Raw genomic sequence first — 17,332 nt, 5'->3', positions numbered from 1 at the left:
GCCCTCCGGTCACCCCCGCCCGAAACTCGGCCGCTTCGGATCGTACGTCCACCCCGGCACGAGATAGCGCATCGCGACCGCGTCGTCGCGCGCGGTGCCGCCCACCTCGTTGTACAGCGTGTGCGCGGCCTCGACCTGCGCCATGTCGAGTTCGATCCCGAGCCCCGGCCGCTCCGGCACGGCCACCTTCCCGCCGACGATCGCGAGCGGCTCGCGCGTGAGCCGCGCGTCGCCTTCCTGCCAGATCCAGTGCGTGTCGATCGCGGTGATCGTGCCGGGCGCGGCCGCCGCCGCATGCGTGAACATCGCGAGCGACACGTCGAAGTGGTTGTTCGAGTGCGAGCCCCAGGTGAGCCCCCAGTCGCGGCACAACTGCGCGAGCCGCACCGAGCCCTGCATCGTCCAGAAATGCGGATCGGCGAGCGGGATGTCGACCGCCTGCAGCCGCACCGCGTGATCCATCTGCCGCCAGTCGGTCGCGATCATGTTGGTCGCGGTCGGAATACCCGTCGCGCGGCGGAATTCGGCCATCACCTCGCGGCCCGAATAACCGCCTTCCGGCCCGCACGGATCCTCCGCGTACGCGAGCAGGTGGCCTTGCCCGCGGCACAGCGCGACGGCCTCGTCGAGCGACCATGCGCCGTTCGGGTCGAGCGTCGTGCGTGAGTCCGGAAAACGCGCCTTGATCGCCGCGATCGCTTCCATCTCGTCGGCGCCGGCCATCACGCCGCCCTTCAGCTTGAAGTCGGCGAAGCCGTAGCGCTCGACCGCAGCCTCGGCCTGCCGCGCGATCGCGGCCGGCGTGAGCGCGGCTTCGTTGCGCAGCCGGAACCACGCGTCCGATGCGTGCGTCTCGTCGCGATACGGCAGATCGGTGCGGCGCCGGTCGCCGATGTAGAACAGGTACGCGAGCATCGGCACCGCGTCGCGCTGCTGGCCTTCGCCGAGCAGCGCCGCGACCGGCACGTCGAGATGCTGGCCGAGCAGGTCGAGCAGCGCGGCCTCGATCGCGGTGATCACGTTGTCGAGCCGCAGGTTGATCTCGTGCGGCTGGCGCAGCACGGCCGCTTCGCCGGCCGACGTCACCTCGTGCCGGATCGTGCGGCCCGCACCCGCACCCGCGCCTGCGCCGGACAGCGCCGCGCGCACTGCGTTGAGCGTCGCCTGGTAGCGCCCGATCGACTGGCCGACCACGCGATCCGTCATGCGCTCGAGCGCGTGGCGGATCCCTTCGCCGCCCGGCACCTCGCCGACGCCGGTGTGCCCGCTGCTGTCGTCGAGGATCACGAGGTTGCGCGTGAAGTAGGGCGCGTGTGCGCCGCACAGGTTGAGCAGCATGCTGTCGCGGCCGGCGACGGGAATCACCTGCATGCGCGTGACGCGCGGGGTGCCGGCACGGCGTGATTCGGACATCGGTTCGCTCCTGGTTCCGGTGGCGCGCGGGCCGCCGGACGCACCGGCGCGGCCCGCGCCGTTCAATGAAGCTCGACGCGGCGGATCTCGCCGACGACGAACAGGTAGCAGATCACGGCGACGAGCGCGTGCGCGACGACATAGACGAGCGCGCCGTTGAACGAGCCGCTGCGGTCGACGATATAGCCGATCGCGATCGGCGTCGTGATGCTCGACAGATTGCCGCACGTGTTGAGCAGCGCGCCGCTCAGCCCCGCGATCTGGCGCGGCGCGGTGTCCGCGTTGACGGCCCAGCCGAGCGCGCCGAGCCCCTTGCCGAAGAACGACAGCGCCATGAACAGCACGACGAGCACGTGTGAATCGGTGTAGTTGCAGACGATCATCGACATCGACAGCAGCATGCCGAACACGATCGGCACCTTGCGCGCGACCGACAGCGAGCGGCCCTGCTTGAGTAGCGCGTCGGACACGACGCCGCCGAGAATCCCGCCGAGGAACCCGCACACGGCCGGGATCGACGCGACGAGCCCCGCGTTGAGGATCGACATCCCGCGCGCCTGCACGAGATAGACGGGAAACCACGTGATGAAGAAATAGGTGAGCGCGTTGATGCAGTACTGCGCGACATACACGCCGATCAGCATCCGGCTTTTCAGCAGCGCTTTCACGTGACGCATCGACGGGCCGCCGCCGTGCGCGCCCGTCGCCTGGTCGATGTTGACGAGCGCACCGCCTTCGGCGAGGTAGTCGAGTTCCGCGCGGTTGATGTTCGGGTGGTCCTTCGGGTCGTACATCGTGCGGTTCCACACCGCGACGAACGCGAACCCGAGCACGCCCATCACCGCGAACACCGACTGCCAGCCGAACGCGTGCACGAGCCAGCCCATCAGCGGCGCGAACGCGACGGTCGCCGCGTACTGCGCGGCGTTGAAGATCGCCGACGCGGTGCCGCGCTCGGCGGCCGGGAACCACGCGGACACGATCCGGCTGTTGGCCGGAAACGACGGCGCCTCGGCCGCGCCGACCAGGAAGCGCAGCCCGAACAGCAGCGCGAACGCGGCCGCGCCGCCGAAGAAGCCGATCGCGCCCTGCAGCAGCGTGAACAGCGACCAGAAGAAGATGCTGAACGCGTAGACGATGCGTGACCCGTAGCGGTCGAGCAGCCAGCCGCCCGGCAGTTGCGCGACCACGTACGACCAGCCGAACGCGGAGAAGATGAAGCCGATCTGCACGTGGCTCAGGTGCAGCTCGCGGGCGAGGCTCGGTCCGGCGATCGCGATCGCCGCGCGATCCGCGTAGTTGATCGTCGTGACCGCGAACAGGACGGCCAGCACGAGCCAGCGCACGCGCGTGCGCCGGGCCGTTGCCGATGCGGACGCCGGCAGTGCTTGAAGCGGATTCATGACTGTCTTCTCCGAAAGGCGGAAGGTTGCCGTCGTGCGGCAGGCGCGTCGGGTGCGCGCGTTATTGGTGCAGGTGCCGCCGGCCGGAGGCCGGGCGCCGGACGCCGATGCAGGCAGGGCGTCCGGGCCATTCTGTCATGTCGATATTTGCGCCTTCATGCCAATTGCTGACTTGATCGATTCAGCATTTGAATCGATGGGCTGGGTGTCGCTACAGCGGTACGCTGCCATATTTTTACCCGGATGATATTGACATCCAATTTATACCCGGATAAAAATAACGCCATTCCGATTCCTGCCCGCGGGCGACCACGATGACAACTTCCACGCTTCTTCCTTCGTACACGGCCTTCGACGGCCACCGGCGGCTCGCGTCGGGCCCGCTCGCGACGGTCGCGCTCGCGGTCCGGCAGGCTGCCGGCGACGCAATGTCCGGCGCGATCCTGATCTTCGACGACGCGACGGGCCGCACGATCGACCTCGACCTGCGCGGCACGGCGGACGATATCCGCGCGCGCTATGCGCCGCCGCCGGGCGACGCGTCCGGTGCCGCCGGCGAGCCGGCCGGCGCGGGCGAACAGCGCGGCCGCGGCCGGCCGAAGCTCGGCGTCGTGTCGCGCGAGGTCACGCTGCTGCCGCGTCACTGGGAATGGCTCGGCGCGCAGCCGGGCGGCGCGTCCGTCGCGCTGCGCAAGCTCGTCGAGGACGCGCGACGCACGCATGCGGCGGCCGACCGGCGCCGCGACGCGCAGGCGCGCGCATACCATTTCATGTCGGCGATGGCGGGCGACCTGCCCGGTTTCGAGGAGGCCGCGCGGGCGCTGTATGCGAACGACCCGGCGCGGCTGGCCGAGCTGATCGCCGGCTGGCCGGATGACGTGCGCGACCATGCGCTCGCGCTGGCGCGCGGCGACCTGCCGCCGTCCGCCGAAGACTGCTGACGGAACGCTCGACGCGATGACCACATTCGATCTGAACCGCGGCGCGATCGCGCCGGTCGCCGACGAGGTCGATCTCGTCGACCTGCGCGTGACCGGCGCCATCCCGCGCGAACTCGACGGCACGCTGCTGCGCAACGGCCCGAATCCGCCGGGCGGCCGCTTCGAAGGGAACGACGTGCTGTCGTGGTGGCCGGAAGCCGCGATGCTGCACGCGATCGCGTTCGAACGCGGCCGCGCGGCCGGCTATCGGAACCGCTGGGCGCGCACGCGCCGCTGGGCCGCCGTGCATGCGCCCGCGCAGGCGCCGCATCTGCCCGACACCAATCCGAACGTGAACGTGCTGCAGCACGCCGGCGAATTGCTCGCGCTGGCGGAGGGCGGCGCGCCGTTCGCGATCACCGCCGCGCTCGATTCGCGCGGCGTGTCGGAGCGGCATGCGGGCTTCGATGGCGGGATGACCGCGCATCCGAAGGTCGATCCGGAAACGGGCGAGCTGATCGCGTTTCGTGCGGACTGGCGCGCGCCGTGGCTGCGCTACGGCGTCGTCGACGCGCACGGCGTGCAGCGCGTCGACATCGCCGTCGACCTGCCTGCGCCGTCGATGATGCACGATCTCGCGATCACGGAAACCCGCAGCCTGCTGCTCGACCTGAACGTCGGCTACGACTTCTCGATGCTGAAAGAGGGCCACCGGATGCCGCTGCGCTGGCACGACGAACGCGCAGCGCGCATCGGCGTGATCGCGCGCCACGGCGGCGACGTGCGCTGGTTCGGCATCGAGCCGTGCTTCATCCAGCACGTCGTGAACGCGTACGACTGCGACGAATCGTGCATCGTGCTCGATGCGGTGCGTTATCCGTGGTACCTGCGGCTCGACACGCGCACGGGCCGCTTCGCCGACAACCCGGTCGGCGAGCTGTGGCGCTACGTGATCGATACGGCGAACGGGCTGATCGACGAAGGGCCGCTCGCCGACGGCGGCATCGAGCTGCCGCGCATCAACGAAAGCCGCACCGGGCGCCGCTATCGCTACCTGTATGCGGCCGAGCAGCCGAGCCCCGTGGAAATGCGTGGCGTGATGCGCTTCGACCACGCGCGCGGCACGACGACGCGCTACGCGGTGCCGGCCGGCGACCAGAACGGCGAGCCCGTGTTCGTGCCGCGCCCGGGCGGCGCTGACGAGGACGACGGCTGGCTGCTGGTGATGGTCTACCGCGCGGCGACGGATACGAGCGACGTCGTGATCCTCGATGCGCGCGCGCTCGATGCGGGGCCGGTCGCGACCGTGCACCTGCCGCGCCGCGTGCCGGCCGGGTTCCACGGCGCGTGGGTGCCGCGCGTGCGCTGAGCGGCCGTGCGCGTCACTGCGCGCGCAGCGCGTCGACGATCTTCAGCCGCGCGGCGCGCATCGCCGGCAGGAATCCGCCGACGAGCCCCATCACGAGCGAGAACAGCAGCGTCTTCACGACGATCGCGGGCGTCAGCACGAACCGGAACGACAGGTCCGCGAAGGTCTGGAAGTTGGTCGTCGAGAACGACGCGAACTGCATCAGCGACGCGCACGCGAGCCCCGCGACGCCGCCGACGAAGCCGAGCAGCAGCGCTTCCAGCAGGAACGCGGCGAGCACGCTCATGCGCTTGAAGCCGAGCGCGCGCAGCGTGCCGATCTCGGCGACGCGGTTCGCGACCGACGCATACATCGTGATCATCGCGCCGATCATCGCGGCGATCGAGAAGATCGTCGACAGCGTGATGCCGAGGATGTTGATGAACTTCGACAGCGCCTTCGACTGGTCGCCGTAGAAGGTCTGCTCGCGCTTCGCCTCGTCGGTCAGCCGCGGGTCGACGTCGATGTCGGCCTTGAAGCGCGCGAAGCCGTCGGCGCTCGGGATGCGCAGCACCATCGACGAGTAGCTCGTGCGCCGGAACGACTGCATCAGCTGGTCGACGTCGCCCCAGATCTCCGAATCGAAGCCGCTGCCGCCCGCGTCGAAGATGCCGACGATGGTCCAGTCGCGCTGCGCGAAATGCAGGCTGTCGCCGAGCTGCGTGCCGCTGAAGCCTTTCGCGATCGCGCTGCCGACGATGATTTCCGACGAGCCGGGCGCGAACATGCGGCCGGCCACCAGCTTCACGTGCGGGCGCAGCGTGAGGCCGGACGGCGACACGCCGCGGATCACGACGTTCGACGGCTTGCCGCTCGACGTCTTCACGAGCGAGATCAGCACCACGGCTTCCTTCGACACGAGCGGCCGGCCGTCGGGGCCGAGCACGACGGCCGGGTGCATCTCGAGCGCGTTGGCCTGCTGGTGGTCGATCGAACTCTGGATCTCGGTTTCGGCGCCCTTGCGGATCACCACGGCGTTGTCGGGTTCGCCGGTCGACACGAGCGTCTGCGTGAGCCCCGCGTCGAGCATCTGCACCGTCGCGAACACGAAGATCACGAGCGCCATCCCGCCCGCGGTGAGCGCGGTGGTGAGCCGCCTGGTCCACAGGTTGCGCGCGATGTAGGTGAGCGGGATCGCCATGCGCGTGCCTACCCGATCGCCCGCAGGCCTTCGACGACGCGCACGCGCGCCGCCTGCCACGCCGGCACGATCGCGGCCGCGACGCCTACCGCGACCGAGCACGCGGCCTGCAGCGCGACCGTCTCGGCCGACACCTTGAACACCGGGAAGATGCCGCCCGCCGCCTGCTTGAACAGGCTCGCGGCGGGCGGCGTCGCGAGGATCCCGAGCCCGCCGCCGGCCACCGCGATCACGACCGATTCGCCGAACACGATCAGCGCGAGGAAACCGGAGCCGAAGCCGAGCGCCTTCAGCGTCGCGTATTCGGCCGTGCGTTCGCGCGCGCTCATCGCCATCGCGTTGGCCATCACGGCCATGATGATCAGGATCACCACGTACGACACCAGGCGGATCGCCGCGATGATCTGGTTCGACATCGCGACGAAGCCGAGCTGGAACGCCTGCTCGGTTTCGGTCAGCGTCTCGGCGAGCGAGTTCTTGAACACGGCGTCGACGTTGCGCGCGATCGTCGCGCCGTCGTCGGGGTTCGCGACGCCGAGCACGAATACGCCGACCTGGTCGGCCTGTTTAGGCGTGCGTTTCCGCACCGTCTCGTTCAGGTAGTCCCAGTGGAACACCAGCTGGCGCGTGATCGTCGAGTCGTCGCGGCCGTCGAGGATCCCGCGCACGACGAAATCCCACGTGCCGGGATAGATCGTGCCCTTCAGCGGGATCACGTCGCCGACCTTGAAGCCGAACTGCGTCGCGAGCTGGCGTCCGACCAGGCAGCCGCGGCGGTCGCGGTTGTAGTCGGCGTGCTGCTGCGCCGGGATGATGAATTCCGGATACAGGTCGAGATAGTTCTCCGACACCGCGAAGCTCGCGAAGAAGTTCTTCGGGTCGCGGTAGATGCCGCCGAACCAGTTCGAGCGGACCACGGCCGTCACGCCGTCGATGCCGCGTATCCGGTTCTCGTAGCTGACCGGCAGCGGAAACACGAGCGAGATCGCATTGCGCGTGACGAGCCGTCCGCTGGACGCGGCGGCCGCGCCCGCGTACCACGCGTCGACGACCGTGTGCAGCAGCCCGAACGCCAGCACCGCGATCGTGAGCCCGAGCACGGTCAGCAGCGTGCGCAGCCGGTGCCGCAGCGCGTTGCGTGCAATCAGCTTCAGCACGTACATCGCGCGCGCTCCCGCAGCCGGTCAGCCGGCGTGCCCATCGATCAGCTCCCCTTTTTCCAGATGCACGAGCGAGCGCGCGGCGCCGGCCGCGTGCGCGTCGTGGGTCACCATGATGATCGTCTTGCCGAGCTCGGCGTTCATCCGCTGCAGCATCGCGAGCACGTCGGTGGCCGACGCGCGGTCGAGGTCGCCGGTCGGCTCGTCGGCGACGATCAGCACGGGATCGGTGATCAGCGCACGCGCGATCGCGACACGCTGCTGCTGGCCGCCCGACAGCTCGGACGGGTAATGGGTCGTCCGGTCGCCGAGGCTCACCATGTCGAGCACGAGCTCGACGCGCTCGCGCCGCTCGCGGCGCGACAGGTGCGTGAGCATCAGCGGCAACTCGACGTTCTCGAACGCGGTGAGCACGGGCATCAGGTTGTAGAACTGGAAGATGAAGCCGACGTTCGCCGCGCGCCATTCGGCCAGCTGCGCTTCCGCGAGCTGCGAGATGTCGAGGCCGCCCACGCGCAACTCGCCGCTGTCGGGCCGGTCGATGCCGGCCACCAGGTTCAGCAGCGTGCTCTTGCCGGAGCCCGACGGCCCCATCAGCGCGACGAAGTCGCCTTCGCCGATGTCGAGCGTGATGTCGGTCAGCACGGGCACGATCTGGTTGCCGCGCCGGTACGACTTCGCGACGTGGCTGAGCTCGACGAGGGGCGGCGGCGTGTCGTTCACGCTGGCGCTACTTCTTCGCGACGGTCACTTTCGCACCGTCCTTCAGTTTCGCGTCCGGCGCGAGCACGACCGTATCGCCGGGTTTCACGCCGCGGATCGCGACCAGCTCGCCGATTCGCATGCCGGTGGTCACGGCCGCTGCGCGCACGGTGTCGTCCTTCACGACGAACACGACCGGCCGTCCGTCGCGCTCGACGACGGCGCTCGCCTGCACGGCCGTCACGGGCTGCCGGTCCTGCGCCGACACGGGCTTCGACAGGAACGCGATCTTCGCGCTCATGTCGGGCAGCACGCGGTCGTCGCGGTCGACGAAACGCACCTTCACGAGCACGGTGGCCTTCGAGCGGTCGACGGTCGGCACGATGCGCGACACGCGGCCCGCGAAGCGCAGGTCGGGCAGCGCGTCGAGCTGGATCTCGCACGGCTGCTCGGCGCGGATCTTCGCGATGTTCGACTCGGCGACGTCGGCCTCGACCTCGAGCGTGTCCATGTCGGCGATCGTCACGACCGCGCCCTTGCTGTCCGACGCGGACGAGAACGGCGTGATGTTGTCGCCGACGTTCGCATGCTTGGCGAGCACGATGCCGTCGAACGGCGCGCGGATCACCGTCTGGTCGACGGCGACCTGCGCGGCCTGCGCGTTGGCGTCGGCGGACGCGATCGCGGCCTCGCCGCTGCTGAGCGACGCGCGCGCCTTGTTCACGCGGGCCGTGTCGATGTCGAGCTGCGCGGCCGGCACGGCGCCCTTCGGCGCGAGCGCCGCGGTGCGGCGCAACGCGATTTCGGCGTCCTTCAGCTCGGCCTGCTGCACGCCGAGGTTCGCGCGGGCGACCTTCGCCTGCGCGAGCGCCTGTGCCCGCGACGCCTCGACGTCGCGGCTTTCGAGGCGCGCGATGATCTCGTCCTTCTTCACACGCGTGCCCTCGAGCACGCCGAGCCATTCGACGCGCCCCTGGCCCTTCGACGCGACCGCGGCCTTGCGCTGCGGCACGACGTAGCCGGTCGCATTGAGTTGGGCGTCGTTCTGGTACGGGTAGGCGGACGTGACGGACGTCGTTTCGACCGTCGACCGGCCGGTGAGCGCGACGCCGGCGACGATCGCGACGATGGCGATCGCGGCGGCGACCGCATAGCGGACCCACCGGCGCCGGCGTGGCGCCGGTGCGATCGGACGCCGGTCGATTTTCAGTTTGTCCAGATTGTGATCGGGCAATTTGAGCGCCTCGAGACGGCGGCGGTCTGGCGACCGGCCGCGATCCGGTTTCCGGGGAAAGGGACGGATGGACGCCCAGTATAGCGTCGCGGGGCAGCGCGCGAGAGCCGGTTTGCCGGGCCGCTGCGGCTGCCGGCGGGCGGGCCGCGCGATGCCGGATACGCATGCCGGGGCGGTCGGAAACCAGCGTCGTCGGGGAAAACCCGCGAGGCGCAAGCTGCGTGTCAACTTGCCGCGAAGGCGGCGCGTTATGGAGCCAGTACGTCAGTCTTTGTCGCGGCGAAACGGCGCAAGCCGGCCGCCCGGCGGCGACCGGAACCCCCGGCGCGACTGGCGTTCCGATGCGAATGCCTCGCATCTCTTACCGGTACGTTTGATTTTTTCTCCGCTAAAGGAAGAACAATGAAGAAGACGCTCGCTTCGATCATGACCGCAGCATTCGCACTCGCATCGGTTTCGGCATTCGCACAGGAGGCGGCGTCGGCTCCGGCAGGCGCGATGGCACCCGCTTCCGCACCGATGAAGAAGGATCACAGCAAGCCGAAGCACCAGCTGAAGCAACACGGTTCGGCCAAGGGCAAGGCAAAGGCCGCCGCCGCTTCGGCAGCCGGCACGAACGACGCAGGCGCAGCAAACTAAGCGCCTCGGCCGGGGCCGGCACTGCCGGCCACCTGTCGAAAAACCCCGCATGCTCCGGCATGCGGGGTTTTGTTTTTTCAGGCGTCGCCGGGGCCGGACAGAGGCGCGGGCGCGCGCATTGCGTCGACCACCGAACGCATGCGCCGCCAGTGCGAGCCTTCCCAGAACACGCGCCGGCACACGTCGCACGCGGCAAAGCGCCGGTGCCGCTGCCGGACGCCGTCCGGCACGTGCGGCGCGGCGGCCTCCGCGTCGAGCGGATGCAGCGGCGCATTGCAGCGCAGGCACAGCCGGAACGGCCGCATGTGCGGCGCGAGATCGAGCCGTTCGAACAGTTCGCGTAGCTGGTCGCCCGGCAGCACCGCGTGCAGGTAGCAGCCGCGCGCGACCGCGCGCCGCTTGAGCAGCTCGCGGTCGCGGGTCAGCACGATCCGGCCCTCGCGGCCCGCGAGCGCGGCGAGCTCGTCGTCGCGGTAGTGGTTGTCGTAGCAGGTGTCGAAGCCCGCAAGGCGCAGCAGTTGCGCGAGGCCGCCGAGATGCGCGTCGGCGACGAAGCGCCATTGCTCCGGTTGCGGCGCGGTTGCCCGGTTCGCAGCCCGCTGCGCGCGCTCCGGAAAGGCTTCGACACGGTCGCCGTCGTCGAGCGGCCGGTCGAGCGCGGCCGGCGCGTCGTTCACGCGGAGCCGGCCGATTTCGGTATGCGGGATGCCAAGCGCCTCGATCGCATGCTTCACCGTCGCATCGCACGCGCACGCGTGCCCGAACGCGCGGTCGCGCTGCGCGCGCGGAAGAAAGGCGTTCAGTTCGCCGTGGAAGCGGAAGGTCGCGGTCGCCATCCGTGCAGTATCGCACCGCGCGCGGCCGGCGGCAGGCGCTGCAGACGGCCGGCATCTGTGTTTAACTCGCGGCTTCACGGAGCGAAGGAGCGGGCAATGGATCTCGGGTTTATCGGGCTGGGCGAAATGGGGCAGGCGATTGCGACGAACCTGCTGAAGGCGGGGCACACGGTGCGGGTCTGGAACCGGTCGCGCGAGCGTGCCGAGCCGCTCGCGGCATTCGGCGCGCAGATCGTCGACACGCCGGCCGACGCATTTCGCGGCGATGCCGTGTTCTCGATGCTCGGCGACGACGCGGCCGCGCGCGCCGTGTTCGACGACGCACTGCTCGCGCAGGCGCCGCGCGGCCTGATCCACGTGAACATGGCGACGGTGTCGGTCGCGCTCGCCGAATCGCTCGCGCATGCGCACGCGTCGCGCGGCATCGACTACGTCGCCGCGCCGGTGATGGGGCGGCCCGACGTCGCGGCCGCCGCGCGCCTGACGATCATGGCGGGCGGCCCGGCCGAGGCGATCGACCGCGTGCAGCCGCTGTTCGACGCGATCGGCCAGAAGACCTGGCGGTTCGGTTCGCTGCCGCAGCACGCGAACATCGCGAAGATCGCGGCGAACTTCACGCTCGCGTCGACGATCGAGACGCTCGGCGAGGCGTCCGCGCTGCTGGGTGCGCACGGCGTCGCGATGCGCGACTTCCTCGACGTGATCACGAGCAGCGTGTTTCCGGGGCCCGTCTACGAAGGCTACGGTTCGATGATCGCCGAGCGGCGTTACGAGCCCGCGCGCTTCAAGGCGCGCCTCGGGCTGAAGGACGTCCGGCTCGCGCTGGAGGCCGGCGACGCCACGTCGGTGCCGCTGCCGGTGGCGAGCGTCGTGCGCGACAGCCTGCTCGATGCGCTCGCGCACGGCGGCGGCGAGCAGGATTTCGCGGTGCTCGGCGAAGTCGCGCTGCGCCGCGCGGGACGCTGACCCCGGGCGCGACAGAAGCGTGGCGCGCGCGGCATAATCGACGCTTCGTCTTTCTTTTTTCTTTCACGCAGAGGCGGGTATGAACTTGCATACGTGGTGGCTTTTCGTGGCGACGGTGTTCGTCGTGTCGGCGATTCCGGGCCCGAACATGCTGCTCGTGATGACGCACGGCGCGCGGCACGGGCTGCGGCGCTCGTCGGCGACGATGGCCGGCTGCCTGAGCGCGCTGGTGCTGATGCTGTCGGTGTCGGCGGCGGGCCTCGGCGTGTTTCTCGAAGCGTGGCCGGCGATGTTCAACGCGCTGCGCTTCGCGGGCGCGGCCTACCTGATCTATCTCGGCGTGAAGGCATGGCGCGCGCGCGTCGACGAAGCGCCGTCGGCCGCCGACGTCGAAACCGTGCCGCGCCAGGCTGCACCGGCGTCGCGCTGGGTGCTGTTCCGCAACGGCTTCCTGGTCGCCGGCAGCAACCCGAAGGCGATCCTGTTCGCGGCCGCGCTGCTGCCGCAGTTCATCAACGCGGCCGAGCCGACGCTGCCGCAGTTCGGCATCCTCGTCGTCACGTTCGCGGTGATCGAGGTGAGCTGGTATCTCGTCTACGCGTCGTTCGGCACGCGCATCGGCGCGACGCTGAAGAGCCAGAGTGTCGCGAAGATCTTCAACCGGCTGACGGGCGGGCTGTTCGTCGGCTTCGGTGCGATGATGGCGCTGGTCCGTCACTGATTCCGGACTGACTCAGGCGTACCGAACGCCCCGTCCCTCGCAAGGGGGCGGGGCGTTCGTCTTTTCGCGTCCGCTTCACATCCGCTCATGCACGCGGGCGAGTCAACGCCGTCGCGCTGGCCCCACGCCCGGCCGAGAGGCCGAACGCGGCCGCCGCACCGGCGAACGCGAACCCGATGCCGCACACGGCATCCCATCCGCCCCATGCCCACGCGCTGCCCGCGAGCGCCGCGCCGAGCGCTCCGCCGACGAAGAACAGTCCGACGAACAGTCCGTTCAGGCGCCCGCGCGCGGCCGGATTCAGCAGGTTGATCTCGCGGCGGCCGATCGTCTGGTCGACGATGACACCCGCATCGAGCAGCGCCGCGCCGCCGGCGAGCAGCGCCAGCGCGAGGCTGCGATGCGCGTGCGCGTCGAAGCCGAACCAGCCGGCGCCCGCGATGCCGAGCACGACGAGCGCCGCGAGCATCGTGCCGTGCGCGATCCGCTGTGCGACCGGGCCGTGGCCGCGGTCGCCGGCGCGGCCGGCGAGCGGCGTGACGATCGCGCCGCTGGCGCCGGCGAACGCGAACAGCGCGATCCCGTGCAGGTCGAGCCCGAACGGCGGCTGCGCGAGCCGCAGCCCGACGGCGGTCCAGAATGCGCTGAACGCGGCCATCGCGAGCGCGGCCGACAGCGCATGCCGGCGCAGTACCGGTTCATCGGCGAGCAGGCGCCCCATCGACGCGAGCAGCGCGCGGTAGCCGGCCGTGATCGACGGCGTGCGCGACGGCAGGCGCAGCGCGAGCACGACGGCGCTGGCCGCGTTCGCGAGCGCGGCCAGCGCGTAGAACGCGCGCCAGCCGGCCGAACCCGCGATCAGGCTCGCGAGCGGCCGCGACAGCAGGATGCCGAGCATCAGCCCGCTCATCACGTTGCCGACCGCGCGGCCGCGCTGCGCTTCGGGCGCCATCGACGCGGCCATCGGCACGAGCATCTGGATCACGCTCGACGCGGCGCCGGCCGCGAGCGTCGCCAGCAGGAACACGGCGCCCGACCGCGTGAACGCGGGCAGCGCGAGCGCAGCCGCGCACGCGACGAGCGTCGCGGCGATCAAACGGCGGTTTTCGAGCAGGTCGACCAGCGGCACGAGCAACACGAGCCCGGCCGCGTAGCCGAGCTGCGGCAGCATCGCGACGAGGCCGGCGAGGCCCGCCGGCAGGTGTAGGTCGGCGCTGATCGGGCCTGTCAGCGGTTGCGCGGCGAACAGGTCCATCACGATCACGCCGACCGTTGCGGCGAAGAACAGCGTCATGCCCGCGCTCAGCGCGGGCGGCGCGTCGACGGGCGTGCGAACGGCGGCGGGACAGGAGTCGGCAGGGCAGTTCATCGGAAGCCTGGGGGGTGGGTCGAAGGAATTCCCATCGTAGGCGGCCGATGTTTATGCGACAATTGAAATATGTATAACATGATTATGCGAGTTTGTTTTGAATACGCGTGATCTCCTGGCGTTCGTCGCGGTGGTCGACAGTGGGTCGATGGTCGCCGCTGCCGCGAAGCTCCATCTGACGCAGCCGGGCCTGACGCGGCGCGTGCAGAATCTCGAAACGCTGCTCGGCATGCCGCTGCTCGAACGGCAAAGCAAGCCGCTGAAGCCGACCGCCGCCGGGCGCGACGTCTACGCGCTCGCGCGCAACGTGCTGGGCGCGGTCGACGAGCTGATGGCGGCGGGCGCGCCGGACAGCGAGCCGTCGGGCGAGCTGCGCATCGGCGTCCCGCCGTTCCTGTCCGAGCTGGCGCTCGAGCGGCCGATCGACCGGCTGCGCGACGCATTCCCGCGCCTCACGCTGCGCGTGACGGCCGGCTGGTCGCCGGCGCTGATACAGGGCATCGAGCGCGGCACGCTCGATGTCGCGGCCGTGATGGTGCCGGCGAGCGCGGTGCTGCCCGACGCGTTCACCGCGACGCTGCTCGCCACGCAGCCGACGGTGCTCGTCGCCGCGCGCGACTTCCCGCTGCCGGACGGTCCGCTGTCGCTCGACACGCTGTCGGGTTTTCCGTGGGTGTTGAGCCAGGACGGCTGCGGAATGCGTTCGGCGCTGAGCCGCGCGCTCGGCGCGGCCGGGCTGCCGTTCGACGTCGCGGTCGAGGCGTTCGGCTCGGAGCTGCAACTGTCGCTCGTCGCGCGCGGCGCCGGCATCGGGATTGCGCCGCCGAACGCGCTGGCGCGCAGCGCGCATCGCGATGCGCTGAGGGTGGTGGAAACGGCGGGGCTGGAGACGCGGATCAACGTGTGGATCGTGCACGGCGCGCTGCCGGGCCGGCTGGTGCGGCCCGTCGCGCTGCTGCGCGACGCGCTGGCCGAGGTGCTGGACGGGGAGATCAGGAAGGGGTCAGAAGCCGGTGAAGCGATTTAGAACTGGCATTCGAGGGAAAATCCTTATTTTCTCTACGGAAATGTTGCATTGCGGAAACCGATTCGCTATAGTTGCACCTGTCTCCTCCATGTCTCCTCTGATATGGATTCAGCCCGCCTCTTAGGCGGGCTTTTTTTTGCCTGGGATTTTGCCGCGGCTTTCGGTTCGTCGTCCGTCGCCGGGCTCAGAACTTGTACGTCATCCCGACGTAGCTGATGATCGGGTCGGCCTTCAGGTCCGATTTCGACTCGGCCAGCACCGAACCGTCGGCCGCCTTGATTGTCACCGTCGACGTCGTCTTCAGCGGGATGTACGTCACCGACGCGATCAGCCCGAAATGCTCGGTCATGTTGTACTGCAGGCCCGCGTTGAACACCGGCTGCCATGACGACGAAGCCTTCGCCTCCACCGATGTCGTACCCGGCTTGCCCGCGCCCGCCGCGAGAATCGCGCCGAGGTTGTCCTGCGTCTGCTTGATGAAGTTCGTGTTGAGCTGCAGGTCGCTGAACCAGTTGTACGACACGCCGAGGCCGAGGAACGGCCGGAACTTCGCGGTCGCCTGCCCGAAGTAGTACTGCAGCAGCACGGCCGGGCTCCACTGCCGCACGCTCTTCACGATCGGGTTGACCGACGCGAGCCCGATGTTCTGCGTGCCGAGCGCGCCGGCAGGTCCCGGCGGCTTGATCGTGCCCTGGCCCGACACCTTGAACACCGGCGGCACGCCCGCCACCGACGTGACCGCGATGTGGTCGGTCAGGAAGTGGCTGATCGTCAGGCCGACGGTGTCGGCGCCGCTGGTGCGCAACCCGGTGCCCGGCGACGTGAACGACGGCGGCAGCCGCAGCGGCGTGTTGATCGGCGTCGGCGCGACGTTGGTCGTCATCGGCGTGCTGCTCTGCTGCGGCATCACGTGGAACCAGCCCAGCGTGACGACGTTGCTGCCGGCGCTCTGCGCGTGCGCCGCGAGCGGCGCCAGTGCGGCGGCGCCGGCCGCCGCGCAGAGAAGGGTTTTCTTCATCACGGCATTCCCCTCCGCTTACTGGACGAACGCGCCGATCGTGAAATACGGCGTCGATCCCGCGTTATCGAGGAAACCGAACACGCCACCCGAGAAGATGAACTTGCCGGTCGGCGACGTGCTGCCCGAACCCGTGTGGATCGTCGTGACCGTGCCCGGCACCTTCTGCGTGTAGTCGAGGTCGAGCACTCTCGTGAGCGAGGCCTGCGACGGCTGGAACGGATCGAGCAGCGTCGCCTGGGTGTTGATCAGCGCGGTGGTCCGGTAGTTGAACTCGCTGTCTACGCCGATGTATTCGCCGTTCTGCGAGCCGGCCGCGACCGCCGTCTGCGGCGCGAGGATCGAGATGCTCGATTCGTCGTCGGCGGTGAGGCCCGGCACGCCGTTGCGGTCCGGCGTCGGGTTCGGGTTCGCGACGCCCGTGCGCACGAGGATCGGCACGAGCTGGTTGCGCAGCTTGCCGACGATCATGAAGCCCTTGCCCTGCGGCGTCGCCGACAGCGTCGGCTTCAACTGGCTGCTGTAGTTGTTCGACTGGAACGCGCCGCTGCCGTCCGCGGACTGCACGAAGTTCGTGCCCTGCTGCGTGCACGCGCCGCCGGCGAACTGGCCGGTCGTGTCGCACTTGGTCCACGAGCCGTCCGCGTTGATCGTCACCTTCGCGTCGATCGACGCAGGCGCGAAGTTCTGCGACGGCACTTCGCCGAAGCCGACATGGCTGTACGTGCCCGCGACGTTCGCGATGTTGGTCTCGATCGACGAGAAGCCGATGAACGGGTAGTACGGGAATTTCGTATCGGGCACCGCGGCCTGGCCGAGCACGCCGCCGAACTGGATTTCCTTGCCGGGAATCGTGCCGCCGGCGACGCCGAAGCCGACGAAGATCCGCGCCGGGCGCGTCGAGTCGAGGCTCGCGCCGTTCAGGCGGAACGCGCACTGGTTCAGCTTGTTGGTCGGCAGCAGCGTTTCCTGCGTGAGCGTGCCGCTGTCGACGGTGCCCGCGCGGGTGGGCACGACGGTGCCGGTCGTTTGCGGAACCGCCGATTCGACGTACGTGACCTGCCAGGTCATCTTGGTCGTGTCGAGCTGGACCTTGGCGAGTTCGCCGCTGCCCGCGCCGCCCGTAAACACGGTGCTGTAGTCGAGCGACGCAGGACAGAGCCGATCCTCGACGAGCGGGGGCGGGTTGTCGCTGCCGCCGCCGCAGGCGGAAAGAAGGGGGGCGGCAAGGGCCGCCGCCAGAATGAGGTTGCGCTTCATGTTGCTCCTCCAGATTTGTCTTGTGTGGCGGCCAGCTCCCTGTCGGCCGCTTCTGTTGCTTGTGCTCGTCCTGCGTGCGCGGTGCCGCGCGCTTCGTCCGTCGCGCGGCGGCGGG

The 17,332-nt window shown here is 69.7% G+C and carries 17 protein-coding genes; 7 read left to right on the top strand and 10 right to left on the bottom strand.

The window, feature by feature from the left end; genetic code table 11:
* Window positions 1-9: 9 nt before the first annotated feature.
* Together GD429_RS37290 and GD429_RS37285 are read right to left on the bottom strand one after the other, a co-directional pair.
* Window positions 10-1,413 (bottom strand): enolase C-terminal domain-like protein, encoded by a 1,404-nt coding sequence (locus GD429_RS37290; RefSeq protein WP_152864852.1) that lies wholly within the window; start codon window positions 1,411-1,413, stop codon window positions 10-12.
* 62 nt (window positions 1,414-1,475) lie between these two features.
* Window positions 1,476-2,816 carry an MFS transporter gene (locus tag GD429_RS37285; RefSeq protein ID WP_152864850.1) on the bottom strand — a complete coding sequence of 447 codons (1,341 nt, stop codon included), beginning with the start codon at window positions 2,814-2,816 and terminating at the stop codon, window positions 1,476-1,478.
* Here GD429_RS37285 and GD429_RS37280 point away from each other — a divergent pair.
* The 3 genes from GD429_RS37280 to GD429_RS37270 all read left to right on the top strand — a co-directional run bounded on the left by GD429_RS37280 (window position 2,815) and on the right by GD429_RS37270 (window position 5,105).
* Window positions 2,815-3,063 (top strand): hypothetical protein, encoded by a 249-nt coding sequence (locus GD429_RS37280; RefSeq protein WP_152864848.1) that lies wholly within the window; start codon window positions 2,815-2,817, stop codon window positions 3,061-3,063. The two genes, GD429_RS37285 and GD429_RS37280, sit on opposite strands and share 2 nt — an antisense overlap.
* Before the next feature lie 67 nt (window positions 3,064-3,130).
* The gene (locus tag GD429_RS37275) at window positions 3,131-3,757 is read left to right on the top strand and encodes a DUF2239 family protein (protein ID WP_152864847.1); all 627 of its coding nucleotides are present in this window, start codon (window positions 3,131-3,133) and stop codon (window positions 3,755-3,757) included.
* A 16-nt stretch (window positions 3,758-3,773) separates the two neighbouring features.
* Entirely contained in the window at window positions 3,774-5,105 is a 1,332-nt protein-coding gene (locus tag GD429_RS37270; RefSeq protein ID WP_152864844.1) for a carotenoid oxygenase family protein, read from the top strand.
* 13 nt (window positions 5,106-5,118) lie between these two features.
* Here the strand turns inward: GD429_RS37270 and GD429_RS37265 are convergent, their stop codons facing one another.
* The 4 genes from GD429_RS37265 to GD429_RS37250 are packed head-to-tail and all read right to left on the bottom strand — an operon-like array spanning window position 5,119 to window position 9,381.
* Window positions 5,119-6,285, bottom strand: coding sequence for an ABC transporter permease (locus tag GD429_RS37265; RefSeq protein ID WP_152864842.1), 1,167 nt, complete (start codon window positions 6,283-6,285; stop codon window positions 5,119-5,121).
* An 8-nt stretch (window positions 6,286-6,293) separates the two neighbouring features.
* Window positions 6,294-7,448, bottom strand: a complete 1,155-nt coding sequence (locus tag GD429_RS37260) for an ABC transporter permease (protein WP_152864840.1) — start codon at window positions 7,446-7,448, stop codon at window positions 6,294-6,296.
* A 21-nt stretch (window positions 7,449-7,469) separates the two neighbouring features.
* Window positions 7,470-8,168: an ABC transporter ATP-binding protein gene (locus GD429_RS37255; protein WP_321575115.1), complete on the bottom strand. Its 699-nt coding sequence runs from the start codon at window positions 8,166-8,168 to the stop codon at window positions 7,470-7,472.
* Window positions 8,169-8,175: 7 nt separating this feature from the next.
* The gene (locus GD429_RS37250) at window positions 8,176-9,381 is read right to left on the bottom strand and encodes an efflux RND transporter periplasmic adaptor subunit (RefSeq protein ID WP_152864838.1); all 1,206 of its coding nucleotides are present in this window, start codon (window positions 9,379-9,381) and stop codon (window positions 8,176-8,178) included.
* A 402-nt stretch (window positions 9,382-9,783) separates the two neighbouring features.
* Between GD429_RS37250 and GD429_RS37245 the strand changes: the two genes are divergently transcribed.
* On the top strand, window positions 9,784-10,020 hold the full coding sequence (locus GD429_RS37245; RefSeq protein WP_152864836.1) for a hypothetical protein: 237 nt from the start codon (window positions 9,784-9,786) through the stop codon (window positions 10,018-10,020).
* A 77-nt stretch (window positions 10,021-10,097) separates the two neighbouring features.
* On the opposite strand, the gene GD429_RS37240 is transcribed toward GD429_RS37245, so the two are convergent.
* Window positions 10,098-10,856 carry a Mut7-C RNAse domain-containing protein gene (locus tag GD429_RS37240; protein WP_152864834.1) on the bottom strand — a complete coding sequence of 253 codons (759 nt, stop codon included), beginning with the start codon at window positions 10,854-10,856 and terminating at the stop codon, window positions 10,098-10,100.
* On the opposite strand from GD429_RS37240, the gene GD429_RS37235 reads away from it, so the two are divergent.
* Entirely contained in the window at window positions 10,746-11,822 is a 1,077-nt protein-coding gene (locus tag GD429_RS37235) for an NAD(P)-dependent oxidoreductase (RefSeq protein ID WP_265334715.1), read from the top strand. The two genes, GD429_RS37240 and GD429_RS37235, sit on opposite strands and share 111 nt — an antisense overlap.
* A gap of 79 nt (window positions 11,823-11,901) precedes the next feature.
* Entirely contained in the window at window positions 11,902-12,543 is a 642-nt protein-coding gene (locus GD429_RS37230; protein WP_152864830.1) for a LysE family translocator, read from the top strand.
* A gap of 85 nt (window positions 12,544-12,628) precedes the next feature.
* Here GD429_RS37230 and GD429_RS37225 read toward each other — a convergent pair whose 3' ends face one another.
* The gene (locus GD429_RS37225; protein ID WP_152864828.1) at window positions 12,629-13,912 is read right to left on the bottom strand and encodes an MFS transporter; all 1,284 of its coding nucleotides are present in this window, start codon (window positions 13,910-13,912) and stop codon (window positions 12,629-12,631) included.
* A gap of 97 nt (window positions 13,913-14,009) precedes the next feature.
* Here GD429_RS37225 and GD429_RS37220 point away from each other — a divergent pair, with 97 nt between their 5' ends.
* On the top strand, window positions 14,010-14,939 hold the full coding sequence (locus GD429_RS37220) for a LysR family transcriptional regulator (protein WP_152864826.1): 930 nt from the start codon (window positions 14,010-14,012) through the stop codon (window positions 14,937-14,939).
* Between the two features lie 184 nt (window positions 14,940-15,123).
* On the opposite strand, the gene GD429_RS37215 is transcribed toward GD429_RS37220, so the two are convergent.
* Entirely contained in the window at window positions 15,124-15,957 is an 834-nt protein-coding gene (locus tag GD429_RS37215) for an OmpW/AlkL family protein (RefSeq protein WP_034183948.1), read from the bottom strand.
* An 18-nt stretch (window positions 15,958-15,975) separates the two neighbouring features.
* Window positions 15,976-17,217, bottom strand: coding sequence for a DUF2957 domain-containing protein (locus GD429_RS37210; protein WP_152864824.1), 1,242 nt, complete (start codon window positions 17,215-17,217; stop codon window positions 15,976-15,978).
* Between the last annotated feature and the right edge of the window lie 115 nt (window positions 17,218-17,332).

Origin of the sequence: Burkholderia sp. BE17 (assembly GCF_009362305.1) — a bacterium.
Taxonomy (GTDB): Bacteria; Pseudomonadota; Gammaproteobacteria; order Burkholderiales; family Burkholderiaceae; genus Burkholderia; species Burkholderia pyrrocinia_C.
This window is presented reverse-complemented; position numbering and strand designations above follow the sequence as displayed.

Coding starts and splice junctions, on each gene's coding strand:
- GD429_RS37290 (WP_152864852.1), bottom strand. CDS start 1,413: ATGTCCGAATCACGCCGTGCCGGCACCCCGCGCGTCACGCGCATGCAG.
- GD429_RS37280 (WP_152864848.1), top strand. CDS start 2,815: ATGACTGTCTTCTCCGAAAGGCGGAAGGTTGCCGTCGTGCGGCAGGCG.
- GD429_RS37285 (WP_152864850.1), bottom strand. CDS start 2,816: ATGAATCCGCTTCAAGCACTGCCGGCGTCCGCATCGGCAACGGCCCGG.
- GD429_RS37275 (WP_152864847.1), top strand. CDS start 3,131: ATGACAACTTCCACGCTTCTTCCTTCGTACACGGCCTTCGACGGCCAC.
- GD429_RS37270 (WP_152864844.1), top strand. CDS start 3,774: ATGACCACATTCGATCTGAACCGCGGCGCGATCGCGCCGGTCGCCGAC.
- GD429_RS37265 (WP_152864842.1), bottom strand. CDS start 6,285: ATGGCGATCCCGCTCACCTACATCGCGCGCAACCTGTGGACCAGGCGG.
- GD429_RS37260 (WP_152864840.1), bottom strand. CDS start 7,448: ATGTACGTGCTGAAGCTGATTGCACGCAACGCGCTGCGGCACCGGCTG.
- GD429_RS37245 (WP_152864836.1), top strand. CDS start 9,784: ATGAAGAAGACGCTCGCTTCGATCATGACCGCAGCATTCGCACTCGCA.
- GD429_RS37235 (WP_265334715.1), top strand. CDS start 10,746: ATGCTTCACCGTCGCATCGCACGCGCACGCGTGCCCGAACGCGCGGTC.
- GD429_RS37240 (WP_152864834.1), bottom strand. CDS start 10,856: ATGGCGACCGCGACCTTCCGCTTCCACGGCGAACTGAACGCCTTTCTT.
- GD429_RS37230 (WP_152864830.1), top strand. CDS start 11,902: ATGAACTTGCATACGTGGTGGCTTTTCGTGGCGACGGTGTTCGTCGTG.
- GD429_RS37225 (WP_152864828.1), bottom strand. CDS start 13,912: ATGAACTGCCCTGCCGACTCCTGTCCCGCCGCCGTTCGCACGCCCGTC.
- GD429_RS37215 (WP_034183948.1), bottom strand. CDS start 15,957: ATGAAGAAAACCCTTCTCTGCGCGGCGGCCGGCGCCGCCGCACTGGCG.
- GD429_RS37210 (WP_152864824.1), bottom strand. CDS start 17,217: ATGAAGCGCAACCTCATTCTGGCGGCGGCCCTTGCCGCCCCCCTTCTT.